Source organism: Actinacidiphila sp. bgisy167 (assembly GCF_965342175.1).
GTDB lineage: Bacteria > Actinomycetota > Actinomycetes > Streptomycetales > Streptomycetaceae > Actinacidiphila.
This window is the reverse complement of the sequence record NZ_CBDRBL010000048.1, coordinates 1-15,047: the sequence shown is the minus strand read 5'-3', so window position 1 is coordinate 15,047 and position 15,047 is coordinate 1. Positions and strand designations below refer to the sequence as shown.

Below are 15,047 nucleotides of genomic sequence, written 5' to 3'. Positions count from 1 at the left end.
CGCCCGCGGGCCGGCGGATCGGTCGGGGCGGGCCGGTCGGGTGGCGGTCAGTGGCAGCCGCAGCTGCGCCGCACGACCAGCCGGGACGGGAACTGCCGCAGCCGCTCGCGCCTCGAGCCGGAGACCCGCAGCCCGTCGTCCAGCACCAGGTCCAGCGCCGCACGGGCCATGGCCTCGCGGTCCGAGGCCACCGTCGTCAGCGGCGGGTCGGTGAGCGCCGCCTCCTTGACGTCGTCAAAGCCGGCCACGGCCAGCTCGCCCGGCACGTCGATGCGCAGTTCGCGGGCCGCCCGCAGCAGGCCGATGGCCTGGTCGTCGGTCGCGCACACGATGGCGGTGGGCCGGTCGGGCCGGGACAGCAGCTCCAGGCCGACCTCGTAGGCGTCGTAGCGGTTGTACGGGGAGGAGTACAGACGGCCCTCGACGGGGATGCCGGCCTCCTGCATGGCGCGGCGCCAGCCCTCGATGTGGTCGGTGACGGGGTCGCCGTGCTTCGGGGTGATCTCGGTGCCGCCGAGGCAGGCCACGTACGCGTGCCCGTGCTCCAGCAGGTGCCGGGTGGCGAGCTGGGCGCCGCCGACGTCGTCCGTGACGACCGCGACGTCGTCGATCGCCTCGGGCCGCCGGTGCATCAGCACCACCCGCGCGTCCCAGGCGTCGATCTCCACCGCGGCGTGCTCGCTGAGGCCCTGGCTGATGAGGATCAGCCCGGAGACCCGCATGCCGAGGAAGGCGCGCAGATAGTGCACCTCGCGCTCGTCGAGGTAGTCGGAGTTGCCGACCAGCACCATCTTGCCGCGCTCGGCGGCCGCCCTCTCGACGGCGTGCGCCATCTCCGCGAAGAACGGCTGCCGGGCGTCCGGCACGATCAGCCCTATGAGGTCCGTACGGCGACTCGCCATGGCCTGGGCCACCCGGTCCGGGCGGTACCCCAGCTGCTTGATCGCCGCGAGGACACGCTCGCGGGTGGCCGGTGCGACCGGCCGGGGTCCGTTGTTGATGACGTAGCTGACGACCGCGGTCGAGGTCCCCGCCAGCCTGGCCACATCGTCACGCGTCACCTTTGCCACGGGCTGAGTCTACGCGGGTACACCCGTGCGACCCACCGTCTGTCCACGGGCGTGACCACCGCGTGATCAGCCCGAGGTCACGCGCCTTGGGAGCCGGTTCCGGCCGCCTCCTGCGCCGGCGCGGGCGCCGGTTCCTGCTCGGTCCGCGCGGAGGCCGCCTCGGGCTCCGTCCGCTCGCCCTTCTCCGGGCTGACGAAGCGGTAGCCGACGTTGCGGACGGTGCCGATCAGGGACTCGTGCTCGGGCCCGAGCTTGGCGCGCAGCCGCCGTACGTGCACGTCCACGGTGCGCGTGCCGCCGAAGTAGTCGTAGCCCCAGACCTCCTGCAGCAGCTGGGCGCGGGTGAAGACCCGGCCCGGGTGCTGCGCGAGGTACTTCAGCAGCTCGAACTCCTTGAAGGTCAGGTCCAGCACCCTGCCCTTGAGCTTGGCGCTGTACGTGGCCTCGTCCACCGACAGGTCGCCGTTGCGGATCTCCGCCGGGCCGTCGTCGACGACGATCTGCTGGCGGCCCATCGCCAGACGCAGCCGCGCCTCGACCTCCGCGGGCCCGGCGGTGTCCAGCAGGACGTCGTCGATGCCCCAGTCCGCGGTGACGGCCGCGAGGCCGCCCTCGGTGACCACCAGGACCAGCGGGCAGCCGGGCCCGGTGGAACGGAGCAGTTGGCACAGCGAGCGGACCTGCGGCAGGTCGCGGCGTCCGTCGACGAGGATCACGTCGGCGCCGGGGGTGTCCACCAGCGCGGGGCCCTCGGCCGGGGCCACCCGTACGTCGTGCAGCAGCAGCCCGAGGGCGGGAAGCACCTCGGTGGACGGCTGGAGCGCGTTGGTCAGGAGGAGGAGAGAGCTCACCGGCTGCTCCTGTCGTGCATCGTCCGGTCATGCGTGTTCCGCTTGCCCATTGCGACCCTCCTCGGTCCCTGCGAGGACGTGTGCGCGCCGACCTGTGCCCTCCGGCGGGCCGGAAAGCACGAAAGGACCCGGGGGCGACGCTGCCCGGATCCTCTTGACCAAAGAGAATAGCCCACATGGAGTCCGTGAGTGAGCCCCTCGTCGTGCGCTCGTGTGCGCCGTCGATCGTTTCCGGTGGGTTGCGTGCGGTGCTGACGGCCGAGGACCGGGTGCCCATCGACGCCGCGTACCTGCCCGGAGCGACGCCCGGAGGTCCGGCGATCGTCGTGGCGCACGGCTTCACCGGCGCCCTGGAGCGGCCCGCCGTGCGGCGGGCGGCGCAGATCTTCGCCCATGCGGAGGGCGTCGGCGGCGTGGTGACCTTCTCCTTCCGGGGGCACGGCCGTTCCGGCGGACGCTCCACGGTCGGCGACCGGGAGGTCCTCGATCTGGAAGCCGCGGTGCGCTGGGCCCGGCGGCTCGGGCACCCGGCGGTGGCGTCGGTGGGCTTCTCCATGGGTGGTTCGGTCGTGCTGCGGCACGCGGGGCGCAAACCGGCGCAGGACGGGGCGCACGTCGACGCGGTGGTCTCCGTGAGCGCGCCCGCCCGCTGGTACTACCGGGGTACGGCGCCGATGCGCCGCGTGCACTGGGCGATCACCCGGCCCGTGGGACGCCTGGTCTCCCGAGGGGTGCTGCACACCCGTATCCACCACAAGGACTGGGACCCCGTGCCCGTGCCCCCGGTCGAGGCGGTGCGCTCCATCGCGCCCACACCGCTGCTCGTCGTGCACGGCGACCGCGACGGGTACTTCCCGCTCGACCACCCGCTCTCCCTGGCTGACGCCGCGGGCGGCGCCGCCGACCTGTGGATCGAGCCCGGGTTCGGCCACGCCGAGAACGCCGCGCCGTCCGCCCTCCTGCGCCGCATCGCCGGGTGGACGGCCGAACGGGCCGGCCAGGCCCGGCCGCCCCGCTGACCCGGCGCCCGGGCCCGGCCGCCGCGCGGCGGCCGGGCTGCGCCATCATGGACCGCGGGAGGACAGGCACCGGCGAACGGAAGGACCGCTATGGCGGCACACGGAACCATCCGGTACTGGGCCGCGGCCAAGGCCGCCGCCGGCGCCGCGGAGGAGCCGTACCGGGAGGGCACCCTCGCCGAGGCGCTGGACGCGGCGCGCGAGCGCCACGCGTCCCGCCCCGAGTTCGCCCGCGTACTGGCCAGGTGCTCGTTCCTGGTCGACGGGAACCCCGTCGGCACCCGCGACCACGCCGGGGTCCGGCTGGCGGACGGCGGCACCGTCGAGGTGCTCCCGCCGTTCGCGGGAGGATGAGCACGTGACCGACACCCACGACTGGTATGACCGCGGCGCGGGCCCGATGCCCGCGCACGACACCACCGCCGTCCTCCCGCCCGCCGCGGACGCACCGCAGCCGCCTTCCGGCGGCGGCCGCGCCGCCCGCCGCCGCCAGGCTTCCCGCACCGGCTCGCCGATCATCGCCCCCGGCATGCAGCCCGCCCTCGTCACGGCCGCGCTGGCGCTCCTGCTGGCCGGCGGCGTGCTGCTGGGCCGTCCCGCGCTCGCCGCGGCGGGGGTGCTGCTGCAGGCGGTCACCGCGGCCGGCTGGTTCCGGCTGAACGGCATGTGGCCGGCCCGGCAGGGCATCGTGCTGGCCTTCCTGGCGGGCGTCACCGCCGAGGTCGCGGTGCTGGCCGGCGGGGCGCAGAACGCGCCGTCGGTGATCATCGGCACCCTCGGCGTCTGGCTGCTGCTCGTCCTCGTCCTGCAACTGCGCCACCGCGGCAGCGCCGAGGAGCGGCTCTCCTCGCTGACCGCGACCGCCGCCTCGACGCTCCTGACGATCCTGGCCACCGGCTTCCTGGCGACCACGGCGGACCCGCGGGGCGCCGACGCCGTCGTCACCGCGGTGGCCGCGGTCGCCGTCGCGACGCTCGCCCGCGCGATCCCGCTGCCCGGGGTGGTCTCCGTCCTGGTGGCGCTCGCCGCGGCCACCGGCGCCGGCATCGCCCTCGGGCGGCTGGAGACCTCCGACGCGGCCCTGATCGCGCTCGCCGCCGGGGTCTGCGCGCTGATCGGCCTGCGGGTGGCCAGCTACGACTTCCCGTCCCGGTTCGTCCACTTCACGGCTGGTGTGGCGCTGCCGCTGACCGCCGCCGCCCCCGCCGTCTATGTGATGGCCCGGGTCCTGCTGGGCTGAGGCACCCACTAGGGTCGGGGTCCGAACACCGACTCGGGGGTTGGCCCATGCGTGCTGTCCGGATCCTGCTCGTCCTCGTCGTGGTCCTCGGCGGTTTGTTCGTCGCCGCGGACCGGATCGCCGTGCACTTCGCGGAGTCCGAGGCGAAGGACCGGGCGCAGCGGACGCTGGGGCTCGACTCTCCGCCCGGCATCGAGATCCGGGGCTTTCCGTTCCTCACCCAGGTGCTGGCCGAGAAGCTGGACGACGTCGAGGTGACGGCGGACGACGTGCGGGCCGGCGCCGGGGACCAGTCGCTGAGCGTCGCCCGCTTCCAGGCCGACCTGCACGGGGTGAGCCTGGGCAGCGGCTTCAGCAGCGCGGTCGCCGATACGGCCGAGGGCACCGCCCTCGTCAGCTACGAGGATCTGGCCAAGGCCGCCCCGCGCGGTGTGACGATCGGCTACGGCGGCGCCTCGGCGAACGGCGAGGGCCGGGTCAAGGTGGGGGTCGAGGTCTCCACCCCGGTCGGCACGATCAAGCGCAGCGTGGTCAGCGAGGTCAGCCTGACCGACAAGGGCGGCATCAAGCTGACCGCGGGCACGATACCGGGGCTGGAGTCGCTGCCCCCGGCCGTGGAGGACCTGATCCGCGAGCGGATCGACTTCTCCCGCGCCCTGTCGGGCCTGCCGCAGGGCATCGAACTGACCTCCGTGACCGCGACCGCCGACGGCGTCAGCATCGCGGCGACCGGCAAGAACGTCGTTCTCGCCCAGTGACGCCGCGTCCGCCCGCGCCGCCGGCGCGGGCGGGGCGGACCCCCGTGACCGCCGCGGAGGTCACGGCCCGGCATTCGCTCCGTATCCCGCATCACGGACAATCTCATCTCGGGATACGGACCGCCGGTGACACCGGCCGGTCCCCTTCCCTACGATCGAGCCCATGAAGCGACAGGCGGATCTCACGAAGCGGCGGGCAGTCGACCTGTGCCGTGTCGCCGCCATGCTCTGTCGCGTTCCCTAAGGGCCCCTGCGCCGTCCGCCGGCGCAGCGCGCAGGCCCCACCCTTTTCCGCGCAAGGCCGCGACGCGCCCGTGCGGCGCAGTCCGGCATCCGTGCGCACCCGTCCGTGCGCCGAGACATCCGCAACTGCCCCGGAGGAGACAGCAATGAGCCGCAGTGACGTCCTGGTGGACGCCGACTGGGTCCAGGCCCGGATCGACGACCCGAAGGTGGTCATCGTCGAGGTCGACGAGGACACGTCGGCGTACGACAAGAACCACATCAAGAACGCCGTCCGGATCGACTGGAAGCAGGACCTCCAGGACCCGGTGCGCCGTGACTTCGTCGACCAGGCCGGCTTCGAGAAGCTCCTGTCGGCCAAGGGCATCGGCAACGAGGACACGGTCGTCCTCTACGGCGGCAACAACAACTGGTTCGCGGCCTACGCCTACTGGTACTTCAAGCTGTACGGCCACGAGGACGTCAAGCTCCTCGACGGCGGCCGCAAGAAGTGGGAGCTGGACTCCCGCGACCTGGTCGACGGCTCCGAGGTCCCCGTCCGCCCGGCCACCCAGTACAAGGCCAAGCCCCAGGACACCTCCATCCGCGCCTTCCGCGACGACGTCGTGGCGGCCATCGGCAGCCTGAACCTCGTCGACGTCCGCTCGCCCGACGAGTTCACCGGCAAGCTGCTCGCCCCGGCCCACCTGCCGCAGGAGCAGTCCCAGCGCCCGGGCCACGTGCCCACCGCCCGCAACATCCCCTGGTCGAAGTCGGCCAACGACGACGGCACCTTCAAGTCGGACGCCGAGTTGAAGGAGCTGTACCAGAACGAGGGCGTGGACCTGGCCAAGGACACCATCGCCTACTGCCGCATCGGCGAGCGCTCCGCGCACACCTGGTTCGTGCTGCACGAGCTGCTCGAGCAGCCCAACGTCAAGAACTACGACGGTTCCTGGACCGAGTACGGCTCCCTCGTCGGCGTGCCGATCGAGCTCGGCGCCGCGAAGTAAGCCCACGAGACCGACCCCCGACCGGGAGGAATCAGCACCATGTGTGGAGCGAAGGCCGGCGGCCCTGATCTGGCCGGCATCGACGTTTCGACCGAGACGATCATCCAGGGTTCCGTGACCCGCGACGGCGAGCCGGTCACCGGCTACGTCCGGCTGCTGGACGGCGGCGGCGAGTTCACGGCCGAGGTGCCGACCTCGGCGACCGGCCAGTTCCGCTTCTTCGCCGCCCCCGGCTCGTGGACCCTGCGTGCCCTCGTGCCGGGCGCGACGGTGGACCGTGCCGTCGTGGCCCAGCAGGGCAACCTCACCGAGGTCGCCATCGCCGTCTGACCGGCGGCCGCGCGGACGATCGAAGGGCCGCGCTCCCACCCGGGCCACCGAGTGGGAGCGCGGCCCTTCGGGTCGTACGGTGGAAGGGTGTCCACGAGGCGGCGTCGTCGTTGGTATTACGCCATGATGGGCAGTTGCGTCCTGCTCTTCGTCCTGGCGTGGAGCCTCGTGCGGCTGTGGTCGGTCCCGGTGGCCGTCGGCATGTGCGTGGTGGCCATGATCATCCCGCCGATCGCCGCCGTCGTCGCCAACCGCAGGGGGCGGGACGAGCGCTGGTGGGACGAGACCGGCGACCCGACCTCCGACGAGTGGTGGCGCGAGCTGGACCGCCGCGACGACCACCGCGACCAGCGCTGACGCCCGGAAAGCGGCCTCAGCGGACCCCGGACTCCCGACGGGACTCCCGACGATCCCGCGACCGCGAGGCCCTCGGACCGCCCGCACGAACCCTCACGGCGGCTCAGTAGACGAGCGCCTGCGTCCCGTCGGCCATGGCCTCGCTGACGAAGACCTGCGACCCGGCGATCCGGACGCCGTCCAGCACGTCCTTCTCCGTGATGTCCCGGCGCGCCGCGCACTGGGTACACAGCGTGATCCGCCCGCCCGCCATGATCCCCTCGATCAGCTCGGGCAGCGGCGCGGCGTGCGGCAGTTCGAACTCCGCGGCCCGCCCCGGCAGCGCGAACCAGGCGGACTCCCCGGTCAGCCACAGCGACACCTCGACGCCGCTGGCGACCGCGACCGCCGCCACGGTGAACGCCTGGGAGCAGCGTTCGGGGGCGTCCGCACCTGCGGTCACCTTGATCACGAGCTTCTTCGCCATGCCACATACCCTAAGGTGGCTCGTCTCACGGCAAAACCAGTGGGAGCGTTCACCGACGCTCGACATAATGCGTTCCCGCGTAGGCGCGATCAGCGCGCCGGTCGCGGAAGTCTGCCCGGGGGGGCCTGTGGAAGCGCGTACCGAATCGCGTGCCGGCGCCGTCATCGCCATGATCGTCGGACTTGTTGTGCTCGCGACCGTGACGGCCGGGGCCGTCGTGGCGTTCGGCCGTTCGTCGTCGTCGTCGGCGGCGCTGCCGGCCGCGGCCGCGCCGAGCAGCCGGGGTCCCGGGACGGCCGACCCGCGGCCGTCGTCGAAGACCGCGTCCCCGAGCCCCGCCGCGACGGCGGCGCCCTCGCCCACGCACACCCTCAAGGGCACCGTGGACGGCGGCAGGCACAGCGGTGACCTGCGCTACTTCCTGCTCACCCCGCCCGCCGGCGCCGAGGTCTACGGCGACGAGGAGGGCTCCGAGCTGTCCCGCTCCGAGGCGGCGGACTCCGCCGAGATGGAGCGGGCCCTGGCCGACCACGGCTTCAAGGCCGCGGCCCAGCGGACCTACCTCACCGCTGACGGCGACTACGAGGTCTCCGTGCAGCTCGTCCGCTTCGCGGACGCCGGCTCCGCCACCGCCTACTACAGCGCCTTCTACTACCAGGAGCCCCGGATCACGCTGCCCGCGTCGAGCAGCCCCGCCAAGGCGTACCGCCTGTCGTCCTCCTCCGCGGAGAGCACCGGCTCGGTGATCGTCCTGTCCCACCAGGGCGACGTGCACATCACCCTCTCCGTCACCGGGGCGAAGACCCCCGGCAAGGACCTGCTCGCGCGGCTCCTCGACCAGCAGTACCGGCGCCTGAAGACCGGCCGCTGACCGGGCTGTACGGCGCACCGTACGCAACGCCCCCCGAGCGGCCGCGCCCGGGCGTCGTCCCGGACCGGCCTCATGCCTGCCTCGCACCGGCCGGCACTCCGGCCGCCACATCGATGAACACCCCAGTGGAGAACCCTTTGACCCAGGACATCCCCGTCCCGGAACAGGACGCCCCTGTTCCGGGCGGGCCACCCGTCCGCCCGCCCCGCAGACGCGGCCGGACCACCCTGCTGATCGCCTGCGCGGCGGTCCTCGGGGTCCTGGCGGGCGCCGGCGCCGGTTACAAGATCCAGTACGACCGCCCCGAGACCCCGCTTCCCCCGCTCGCCCAGCCGAAGCTCGTGCAGCCCAAGGGCGCCGCCCCGTCGGCGAAGCCGCTCACGGCGGCGGAGGACACCCTGGTCACCTCCGACGGCGACCTGCGCAAGCTGCTGCTCAAGAGGCCGAAGGGCGCCAAGGACCTCGACGGCGACATCGGCCGCGACCACTGGTACTCGCTGTACGACTACGCGAGCACCTTCGAGGAGCCGGGTGGCATGTTCGCGATGCTGAACGGCAACGACTTCCGGCGGGCGGCCGTCTCCGCGTGGCGGACGGGTGGCTACGCCACCTCCGTGACCACCGAGGTCCACCTCATCCAGTTCCGCGACGAGACGCACCCCTACACCGCCGACATGCTCGAGGGGCAGCAGGAGTACATGGGCGGGAAGAAGTACGCGGGCAACAAGGGGACGGCCGTCCCCGGCACCTTCGACGGCAGGGCGTGGGTCTACTCCAAGCCCTGGACCGAGCCGGGCTACCTGCCCCAGTACGCGGCTCGCGCTCTGGCTCGTAAAGGCACCGTCATGATGGACATCTGGGTGCAGTCGGCACGGCCGATCAAGAAGTCCACCATCATGTCCCTGGCCGAGCGGCAGTGGGAGCGGCTGTGAGCGACGAGAACATCCCCACCCCCGCGGAGCCGCAGCCGCAGCCGCAGGGCCGGCCCGCAAGCCCGGTGGCCGGGCCCGAGCTCGGGCAGTCGCCGCTTGCCGGCCCCGCTCCCGCCGACGGCTCCACCAGGCCGGAGGCCGTCACCACGACCGGCCGCGGCCGCCGCGGCCTCGCCCTGGGCCTCGCCGCCGCGCTGGTCGCCGTCGTCGCGGGCGGTGGCATCGGCTTCGCCGTGCTGAAGCACCAGAAGGAAGACGGCGGTCACGCCGGCTCGAAAGCCTGGAAGGCACCCGAGCCGAAGAAGACCGCCGAGTACGGCACCCAGTCCGGGGGCAGCCACTACGGTGCCCTCGGCGAACTGCTGCTGCCCGTCCCCTCGACCTACATGCCGGGCCCGGACGTGGGCGCGTACGGCAACGACGCGGAGTTCACCGGAAAGCAGGCCGTAGCCGTCTTCGAGGGCGATCTCGCCGGACTGCCCAAGAAGCAGCGGGACCGGTTGCACAAGACCGTGGCGCAGCTTCACATCCAGGGTGTCGGCCTGCGGACGTACCGCGAGATGACGGGGGCGACCGCCTTCGAGACGCAGGTCGTGCAGATGAAGAACAAGCGCGCGGCCCGCGCGATGACCGACGTCTTCACGGAGTTCACCAAGGCGCTCGGGGTCTTCAGGAACGGCCCGAAGGTCGAGGGGCACGACAAGGCGCGCTGCGTCCTGCCACCCAAGAAGCCCGGCGCGAAGCTCGACACCATGATCTGCGTGGCGACCGAGGGCGACCTGACGATCCGCATGTCCGTCTCGGGCCGTTCGCCGCTGCCCAAGGACGAGGCCGCGGATCTGTTCAAGCAGCAACTCGACCGCGTCGAGGACCCGGGAGAGGCGGCATGACCGAACAGAACCAGAGCGACGACGCGAAGGCCGCGGCACAGGCGGGGTCAGCGGTGGCGACCACCGTGGAGGCCGTCCCCAGCACCGCCGGCGCTGAGGCGGCGGAACCGGCGCCGACGAGCCGGGCGCAGGACGTGCGGGTGGCGGAGCCGCCCGCCGCACCCACGATGAAGCCTGAGCCCGAGCCCGCGTCGGGCACCGGGAAGCCCGAGGACGCGACGGAGCCCGGATCCGAAGTCGCGACGGAGCCCGGATCCGAGGTCGCCCGGCCTGGAGCCGTGTCCGAGCCCGTGCCCGTGGTGCCCGCGGCGGAGGCAGTGACCGAGCCCTCGGCCGGGACGGCGGCCGAGGACGCACTCCTCCCGGAGGTGGGGGCCGTGTCCGGAGAGGCGGTCGCGGACCGCCCCCGGAAGCGACTGCGCGATCGACGGGCCTTGCGCGCCGCCGTGCGGTGGACGGCCGCCGTCGTGGCGTTCGCGGCCCTTGGCGGGGCCGCGGCGTACGCCGTGACGCAGCCCGAGCGGACCGAGATCCCGGGTCTGCGTACTCCGCACGACGGCCGCTGGACCTACCCCGCCCTGAAGCTGCCCAAGCTGCCGGCCGGGGCGCCCCGGCCGCAGGACGGCGAACGCAACCGGGCACGCCGGCACTACGCGGACGTCCGCAGCCTGCTGCTGCCCGCTCCTGCCGGCGCCAAGGTCGACAAGACCTTCCCAGGCGCCACCGGGTGGCTGCAGACCGGCGACTTCGTCGAGCTCTACCGGAAGAACGACCGGGGGAAGCTGACCGCCGCCTTCGAGCAGAACGCCCTCCGGCACATCGCGGCCCGCGCCTGGACCACGAGTGACGGAACCCGAGCGGAGGTCTACCTGCTGCAGTTCGAGACCTTCGGCTACGCGGCCTACGCCAAGGGCACTCTCACCGACTGCGCCCTGGCGAAGGCCGAGGCGGCCGACTACGACTCCGACTGGGAGGCGATTCCGGTCGAGGACTCCGAGCTGAACATCTCCGTCTTCGACGAGGACAAGCCGCGCGGGGCAGAGCACGTCCGCTACGCCTACGTCCAGGCCGGCGACGTCCTGGCTGTGATCGTGCTCGCCAGGCCCGGGACCCTGCCGGCCGTCCCCCTCCACCAGGCCGTGGTCCTCCAGTCGCAGCTGCTCGGCTGACTCCGTACGGATCGGGGCCGCGGGGACGGGCGCGCCCGCGTGGGGCGGACCTCACGCGGACGCGCCCGTATCCGCCCACTAGACTCGTATCCGGCCCACCGGGCCGCCGACCGTCCGCGCCTGCCCGAGGAGCACGCTCGTGAGCGCCATTGAGTTCTTCTTCGACACCCTGCTCGTCCTGGTCTGCCTTGGCGTCATCGCGTTCTCCGCTCTGGCCGTGAAGAAGCTCTACCAGGGACAGCGCTGAACATGATCGAGATCCCCTCCGACCTCCATCCCGACCTCGTTCCCCTCGCCTTCCTCCTGGGCACCTGGGAGGGCGCGGGCGTCTTCGACTTCCCGGGCGCCGAGAAGTGCAACTTCGGGCAGGAAGTGATCTTCGCCCACGACGGGCGGTCGTTCCTGGAGTACACATCCAAGACCTGGGTGCTGGACGCCGAGGGCAAGCCGTCGAAGCCGCTGGAGAGCGAGTCGGGCTTCTGGCGCATCACCAAGGACCGCACGGTCGAGGTCACGCTGACCCGCGACGACGGCGTCATCGAGATCTGGTACGGCGAGCTCGCCGAGTCCAAGCCGCAGATCGACCTCGTCACCGACGCCGTGGCCCGGCTCGCCGACGCGCCCGCGTACAGCGGCGGCAAGCGCCTGTACGGCTACGTCAAGAGCGACCTGATGTGGGTAGGCGAGAAGGCCACCCCCGAGGTGCCGCTGCGCCCCTACATGTCGGCGCACCTGAAGAAGGTCGTCGACCCCAGCGAGTGGGCGAAGGACCTCAAGGACCTCCCGGACGACGGCATCGCCTTCTTCCGCTGAGCGGAACCGCCGGACCCACCGGGCCGCCGGTCCGGCCGGCCCCACGGCCCTTGGCGCACCCCCGGCCCCCGGGGGGGCCGGGGTAGGGCCGTGGGGGATCGGGACTCCATGATCGCCCCCTCCCTTGCCTAGACTGTCCTCGTGGTCACCACGGACTGGAAGAGCGACCTGAGGCAGCGCGGCTACCGGCTGACGCCGCAGCGGCAGCTTGTCCTGGAGGCTGTCGACACGCTGGAGCACGCGACTCCGGACGCCATCCTGACCGAAGTGCGCAGGACCGCCTCCGGCGTCAACATCTCCACGGTGTACCGCACCCTGGAGCTCCTGGAGGAGCTGGGCCTGGTCAGCCACGCCCACCTCGGGCACGGCGCCCCCACCTACCACCTCGCCGACCGGCACCACCACCTGCACCTGGTGTGCCGGGACTGCGAGTCGGTCATCGAGGCCGACGTGTCCGTCGCCGAGCCGCTGACCTCCCGCCTGCGCGAGACATACGGCTTCGAGACGGACATGAAGCACTTCGCGATCTTCGGCCGCTGCGCGGAGTGCACGGGGAAGCCCTCGAACGCCTGAGGGTTCAAGTAACCGGACGTAGGGTGGTGGGCATGCAGCGCCAAACAACGACCAGTCCCCTGCTGTCGCTCCCCGGTGCCGTTCCCGCGGAAGGCCCCGACGAGGGAGTCGCAGCGCACTACGGGGACCTCTTCCGCGAACAGCGCGCACTGGCGGACGGCAGCGGATTCGTCGACCTCTCCCACCGGGGCGTCGTCACCGTCGCCGGCCAGGACCGCCTCGCGTGGCTCCACCTGCTGCTGACCCAGCACGTCAGCGACCTCCCGCCCGGCCGGGCCACCGAGGCGCTCATCCTCTCCGCGCACGGCCACATCGAGCACGCCCTCTACCTCGTCGACGACGGCACCACCACCTGGATGCACGTCGAGCCCGGCACGCAGGGCGAACTCGTCGCGTACCTGGAGAGCATGAAGTTCTTCTACCAGGTCGACGTCTCGGACCGGACCGGCGAGTACGCCGTCGTGCACCTGCCCGCGGGCAGCATCGCCGCCGTTCCGGAGGAGTGGCCGGTGCGCGAGGTCCCGTACGGCCGCGACGTCTTCGTGCCGCGCGGCGAACTCGAGGCCCGCTCCCATCCGTCGTCCGCCACCGGGTCGGACAGCGCCGCGCGCTTCTTCTCCGAAGCCGGCAGCCCCGTCGGCGTGCTGGCCCTGGAGGCACTGCGCATCGAGGCCCACCGCCCCCGGGTCGGCCTGGAGACCGACCACCGCACCATCCCGCACGAGCTGGGCTGGCTGGACACCGCCGTCCACCTCGACAAGGGCTGCTACCGCGGCCAGGAGACCGTCGCCCGGGTGCACAACCTCGGCCGCCCGCCGCGCCGCCTGGTCTTCCTCCACCTCGACGGCAGCGAGGTCAAGCTGCCCGGCCACGGCGCGCCCGTACGGCTGGCCTCGGACGGGCCGGACGGCCGCCCGGTCGGCGCCGTCACCTCCTCCGCCCGCCATTGGGAGCTGGGCCCGATCGCCCTCGCCGTGATCAAGCGCAACACCCCGGTGGACGTGACGCTGCTCGCGGACGGGACGGCGGCGGCGCAGGAGACGGTCGTCGAGCCCTGACGGGCCCGACAGCAGCGCCCGACAGGTCTGACCGGATCCCTCCGGCGGGCCGGATCACATCTCCAGGACGACCGTGAACGGGCCGTCGTTCGTGAGCGAGACCTTCATGTCCGCTCCGAACCGGCCCGTCTCCACGTGCGCGCCCAGCGCCCGCAGTTGTGCCACGACCTCGTCCACCAGCGGCTCCGCGACGGGGCCGGGCGCCGCCGCGTTCCACGTGGGGCGGCGCCCCTTGCGGGCGTCACCGTAGAGGGTGAACTGGGAGACCACGAGCAGCGGCGCGGCGATGTCCGAGCAGGACTTCTCCCCGGGCAGGACGCGCAGCCCCCAGAGCTTCCGCGCCAGTTGGGCCGCCTTCTCCACCGTGTCGTCGTGCGTCACCCCCACCAGCACGCACAGGCCGGGACCGACGATCTCGCCGACCGTCTCGCCGTCGACCACGACACTCGCTTCGCTCACCCGCTGGGCCACCGCACGCATACCGCCATTGTCCCGGGTCGCCGGGGGCGCGCGGCACCGAGGCCGTACGCCCGCTTGGACTCACGCACAACTGTCCGGAGCCGCCGTTCGGGTGCAGGTGCCTGCGAGACGCAGCTAGTCGGTGGCACGATCGATATCTGCCCGACGCGGGGGACGAGGGGACGGACAGCGATGAAGCACAGCATCACGACCGGCACGGCGGAAGGCGATCGCATGCTCAAGGCACCGGGCCCGCGCTCCCCCCTCCTCGTCGGCAACCCCAGGCCCGACTTCGCCGGTCTGACTCTCGACGGGCTGCGCACCGCGCGCCGCGAGGCCCAGTTGGAGGAGGCCGACCTCTCGTACCTGCGGCGGCTCCTCCAGGGCCGGATCGACATCCTCCGCGCCGAACTCGCCCGGCGCACCGCCCCGGACGCCCCCGTGCTCGACCGGCTCTCCGAGATCCTCACCGACACCCCGTCCCGGCACCGCTCCTCGGCCCGCCACGTCACCCTGGGCACCCCGCACAGCGAGCGCTACCGGCAGCTCGCCGAGGAGATGCTCGCCGAGGTCCAGCTCTCCGACCTCGAGGCCCGCACCGACCAGGAACTCCACGACGCGATGGGCCGGCTGGTCCGCCACGAGCAGCAGGTCTCGCGCTACCGGCAGTCGCTGCAGCGGACGGTCGACGGCTGCAGCACCGAGATCGCCCGCCGCTACCGCGAGGGCGAGGCCCGGGTCGACGACCTGCTGGCGGGCGACTGAGAGGCCGCGCGGATAGGCGGGCCGGCGTCGCGGGTCGATCACTCGCGCCTGGCGGCGTTGTCGTCGGTCGCCGCAGCTCCGCTGCGTCTCCCTTCTCCGCCTTGCCGGACTCGGCCCTCGACCCGCTCCTTTCTCCACCCCGCCTATCCGCGCGACCTCTGAGCTTGACTTTAAACCCCACCAAGATCATG

20 protein-coding genes are annotated in these 15,047 nt (G+C 72.7%); 16 read left to right on the top strand and 4 right to left on the bottom strand.

Annotated elements, in window-relative coordinates; all coding sequences use genetic code 11:
- Positions 1-47: 47 nt before the first annotated feature.
- On the bottom strand, positions 48-1,070 hold the full coding sequence (locus ACRWND_RS18910) for a LacI family DNA-binding transcriptional regulator (RefSeq protein WP_431950835.1): 1,023 nt from the start codon (positions 1,068-1,070) through the stop codon (positions 48-50).
- A gap of 77 nt (positions 1,071-1,147) precedes the next feature.
- On the bottom strand, positions 1,148-1,921 hold the full coding sequence (locus tag ACRWND_RS18905) for a response regulator transcription factor (RefSeq protein ID WP_431950833.1): 774 nt from the start codon (positions 1,919-1,921) through the stop codon (positions 1,148-1,150).
- Between the two features lie 176 nt (positions 1,922-2,097).
- Here ACRWND_RS18905 and ACRWND_RS18900 point away from each other — a divergent pair, with 176 nt between their 5' ends.
- The 8 genes from ACRWND_RS18900 to ACRWND_RS18865 all read left to right on the top strand — a co-directional run bounded on the left by ACRWND_RS18900 (position 2,098) and on the right by ACRWND_RS18865 (position 6,860).
- Positions 2,098-2,940 carry an alpha/beta hydrolase gene (locus ACRWND_RS18900; protein WP_431950831.1) on the top strand — a complete coding sequence of 281 codons (843 nt, stop codon included), beginning with the start codon at positions 2,098-2,100 and terminating at the stop codon, positions 2,938-2,940.
- Between the two features lie 90 nt (positions 2,941-3,030).
- The gene (locus ACRWND_RS18895) at positions 3,031-3,294 is read left to right on the top strand and encodes a MoaD/ThiS family protein (RefSeq protein WP_431950829.1); all 264 of its coding nucleotides are present in this window, start codon (positions 3,031-3,033) and stop codon (positions 3,292-3,294) included.
- Positions 3,295-3,298: 4 nt separating this feature from the next.
- On the top strand, positions 3,299-4,180 hold the full coding sequence (locus tag ACRWND_RS18890) for a hypothetical protein (RefSeq protein ID WP_431950827.1): 882 nt from the start codon (positions 3,299-3,301) through the stop codon (positions 4,178-4,180).
- Positions 4,181-4,227: 47 nt separating this feature from the next.
- Positions 4,228-4,938, top strand: a complete 711-nt coding sequence (locus ACRWND_RS18885; protein WP_431950825.1) for an LmeA family phospholipid-binding protein — start codon at positions 4,228-4,230, stop codon at positions 4,936-4,938.
- Between the two features lie 163 nt (positions 4,939-5,101).
- Positions 5,102-5,182, top strand: coding sequence for a putative leader peptide (locus ACRWND_RS18880; protein WP_354797803.1), 81 nt, complete (start codon positions 5,102-5,104; stop codon positions 5,180-5,182).
- Between the two features lie 145 nt (positions 5,183-5,327).
- Positions 5,328-6,173, top strand: a complete 846-nt coding sequence (locus tag ACRWND_RS18875; protein WP_431950823.1) for a sulfurtransferase — start codon at positions 5,328-5,330, stop codon at positions 6,171-6,173.
- Positions 6,174-6,212: 39 nt separating this feature from the next.
- Positions 6,213-6,503, top strand: coding sequence for a DUF1416 domain-containing protein (locus ACRWND_RS18870; protein WP_431950821.1), 291 nt, complete (start codon positions 6,213-6,215; stop codon positions 6,501-6,503).
- Positions 6,504-6,626: 123 nt separating this feature from the next.
- Positions 6,627-6,860 carry a hypothetical protein gene (locus ACRWND_RS18865; protein WP_431950892.1) on the top strand — a complete coding sequence of 78 codons (234 nt, stop codon included), beginning with the start codon at positions 6,627-6,629 and terminating at the stop codon, positions 6,858-6,860.
- 103 nt (positions 6,861-6,963) lie between these two features.
- Here the strand turns inward: ACRWND_RS18865 and ACRWND_RS18860 are convergent, their stop codons facing one another.
- Positions 6,964-7,326 (bottom strand): DsrE family protein, encoded by a 363-nt coding sequence (locus ACRWND_RS18860; protein WP_431950819.1) that lies wholly within the window; start codon positions 7,324-7,326, stop codon positions 6,964-6,966.
- 127 nt (positions 7,327-7,453) lie between these two features.
- Here ACRWND_RS18860 and ACRWND_RS18855 point away from each other — a divergent pair, with 127 nt between their 5' ends.
- The 7 genes from ACRWND_RS18855 to ACRWND_RS18825 all read left to right on the top strand — a co-directional run bounded on the left by ACRWND_RS18855 (position 7,454) and on the right by ACRWND_RS18825 (position 13,632).
- Positions 7,454-8,197: a hypothetical protein gene (locus ACRWND_RS18855; RefSeq protein ID WP_431950817.1), complete on the top strand. Its 744-nt coding sequence runs from the start codon at positions 7,454-7,456 to the stop codon at positions 8,195-8,197.
- Between the two features lie 137 nt (positions 8,198-8,334).
- The gene (locus tag ACRWND_RS18850) at positions 8,335-9,129 is read left to right on the top strand and encodes a hypothetical protein (RefSeq protein WP_431950815.1); all 795 of its coding nucleotides are present in this window, start codon (positions 8,335-8,337) and stop codon (positions 9,127-9,129) included.
- Positions 9,126-10,019 carry a hypothetical protein gene (locus ACRWND_RS18845; RefSeq protein WP_431950813.1) on the top strand — a complete coding sequence of 298 codons (894 nt, stop codon included), beginning with the start codon at positions 9,126-9,128 and terminating at the stop codon, positions 10,017-10,019. The genes ACRWND_RS18850 and ACRWND_RS18845 overlap by 4 nt, the downstream gene beginning before the upstream one ends.
- A complete protein-coding gene (locus ACRWND_RS18840) occupies positions 10,016-11,188 on the top strand; it encodes a hypothetical protein (RefSeq protein WP_431950811.1) in 1,173 nt (390 codons plus the stop codon). The genes ACRWND_RS18845 and ACRWND_RS18840 overlap by 4 nt, the downstream gene beginning before the upstream one ends.
- 249 nt (positions 11,189-11,437) lie before the next feature.
- On the top strand, positions 11,438-12,001 hold the full coding sequence (locus ACRWND_RS18835; RefSeq protein WP_431950809.1) for an FABP family protein: 564 nt from the start codon (positions 11,438-11,440) through the stop codon (positions 11,999-12,001).
- Between the two features lie 141 nt (positions 12,002-12,142).
- The gene (locus tag ACRWND_RS18830; RefSeq protein ID WP_431950807.1) at positions 12,143-12,574 is read left to right on the top strand and encodes a Fur family transcriptional regulator; all 432 of its coding nucleotides are present in this window, start codon (positions 12,143-12,145) and stop codon (positions 12,572-12,574) included.
- Between the two features lie 32 nt (positions 12,575-12,606).
- Complete coding sequence (locus ACRWND_RS18825; protein WP_431950805.1) at positions 12,607-13,632, top strand: YgfZ/GcvT domain-containing protein; 1,026 nt, start codon at positions 12,607-12,609, stop codon at positions 13,630-13,632.
- A 54-nt stretch (positions 13,633-13,686) separates the two neighbouring features.
- Here the strand turns inward: ACRWND_RS18825 and dtd are convergent, their stop codons facing one another.
- Positions 13,687-14,112 (bottom strand): D-aminoacyl-tRNA deacylase, encoded by a 426-nt coding sequence (gene dtd, locus ACRWND_RS18820; protein ID WP_431950803.1) that lies wholly within the window; start codon positions 14,110-14,112, stop codon positions 13,687-13,689.
- A gap of 213 nt (positions 14,113-14,325) precedes the next feature.
- Here dtd and ACRWND_RS18815 point away from each other — a divergent pair, with 213 nt between their 5' ends.
- Positions 14,326-14,856: an ABC transporter substrate-binding protein gene (locus tag ACRWND_RS18815; protein WP_431950890.1), complete on the top strand. Its 531-nt coding sequence runs from the start codon at positions 14,326-14,328 to the stop codon at positions 14,854-14,856.
- The last annotated feature ends 191 nt before the right edge of the window (positions 14,857-15,047 follow it).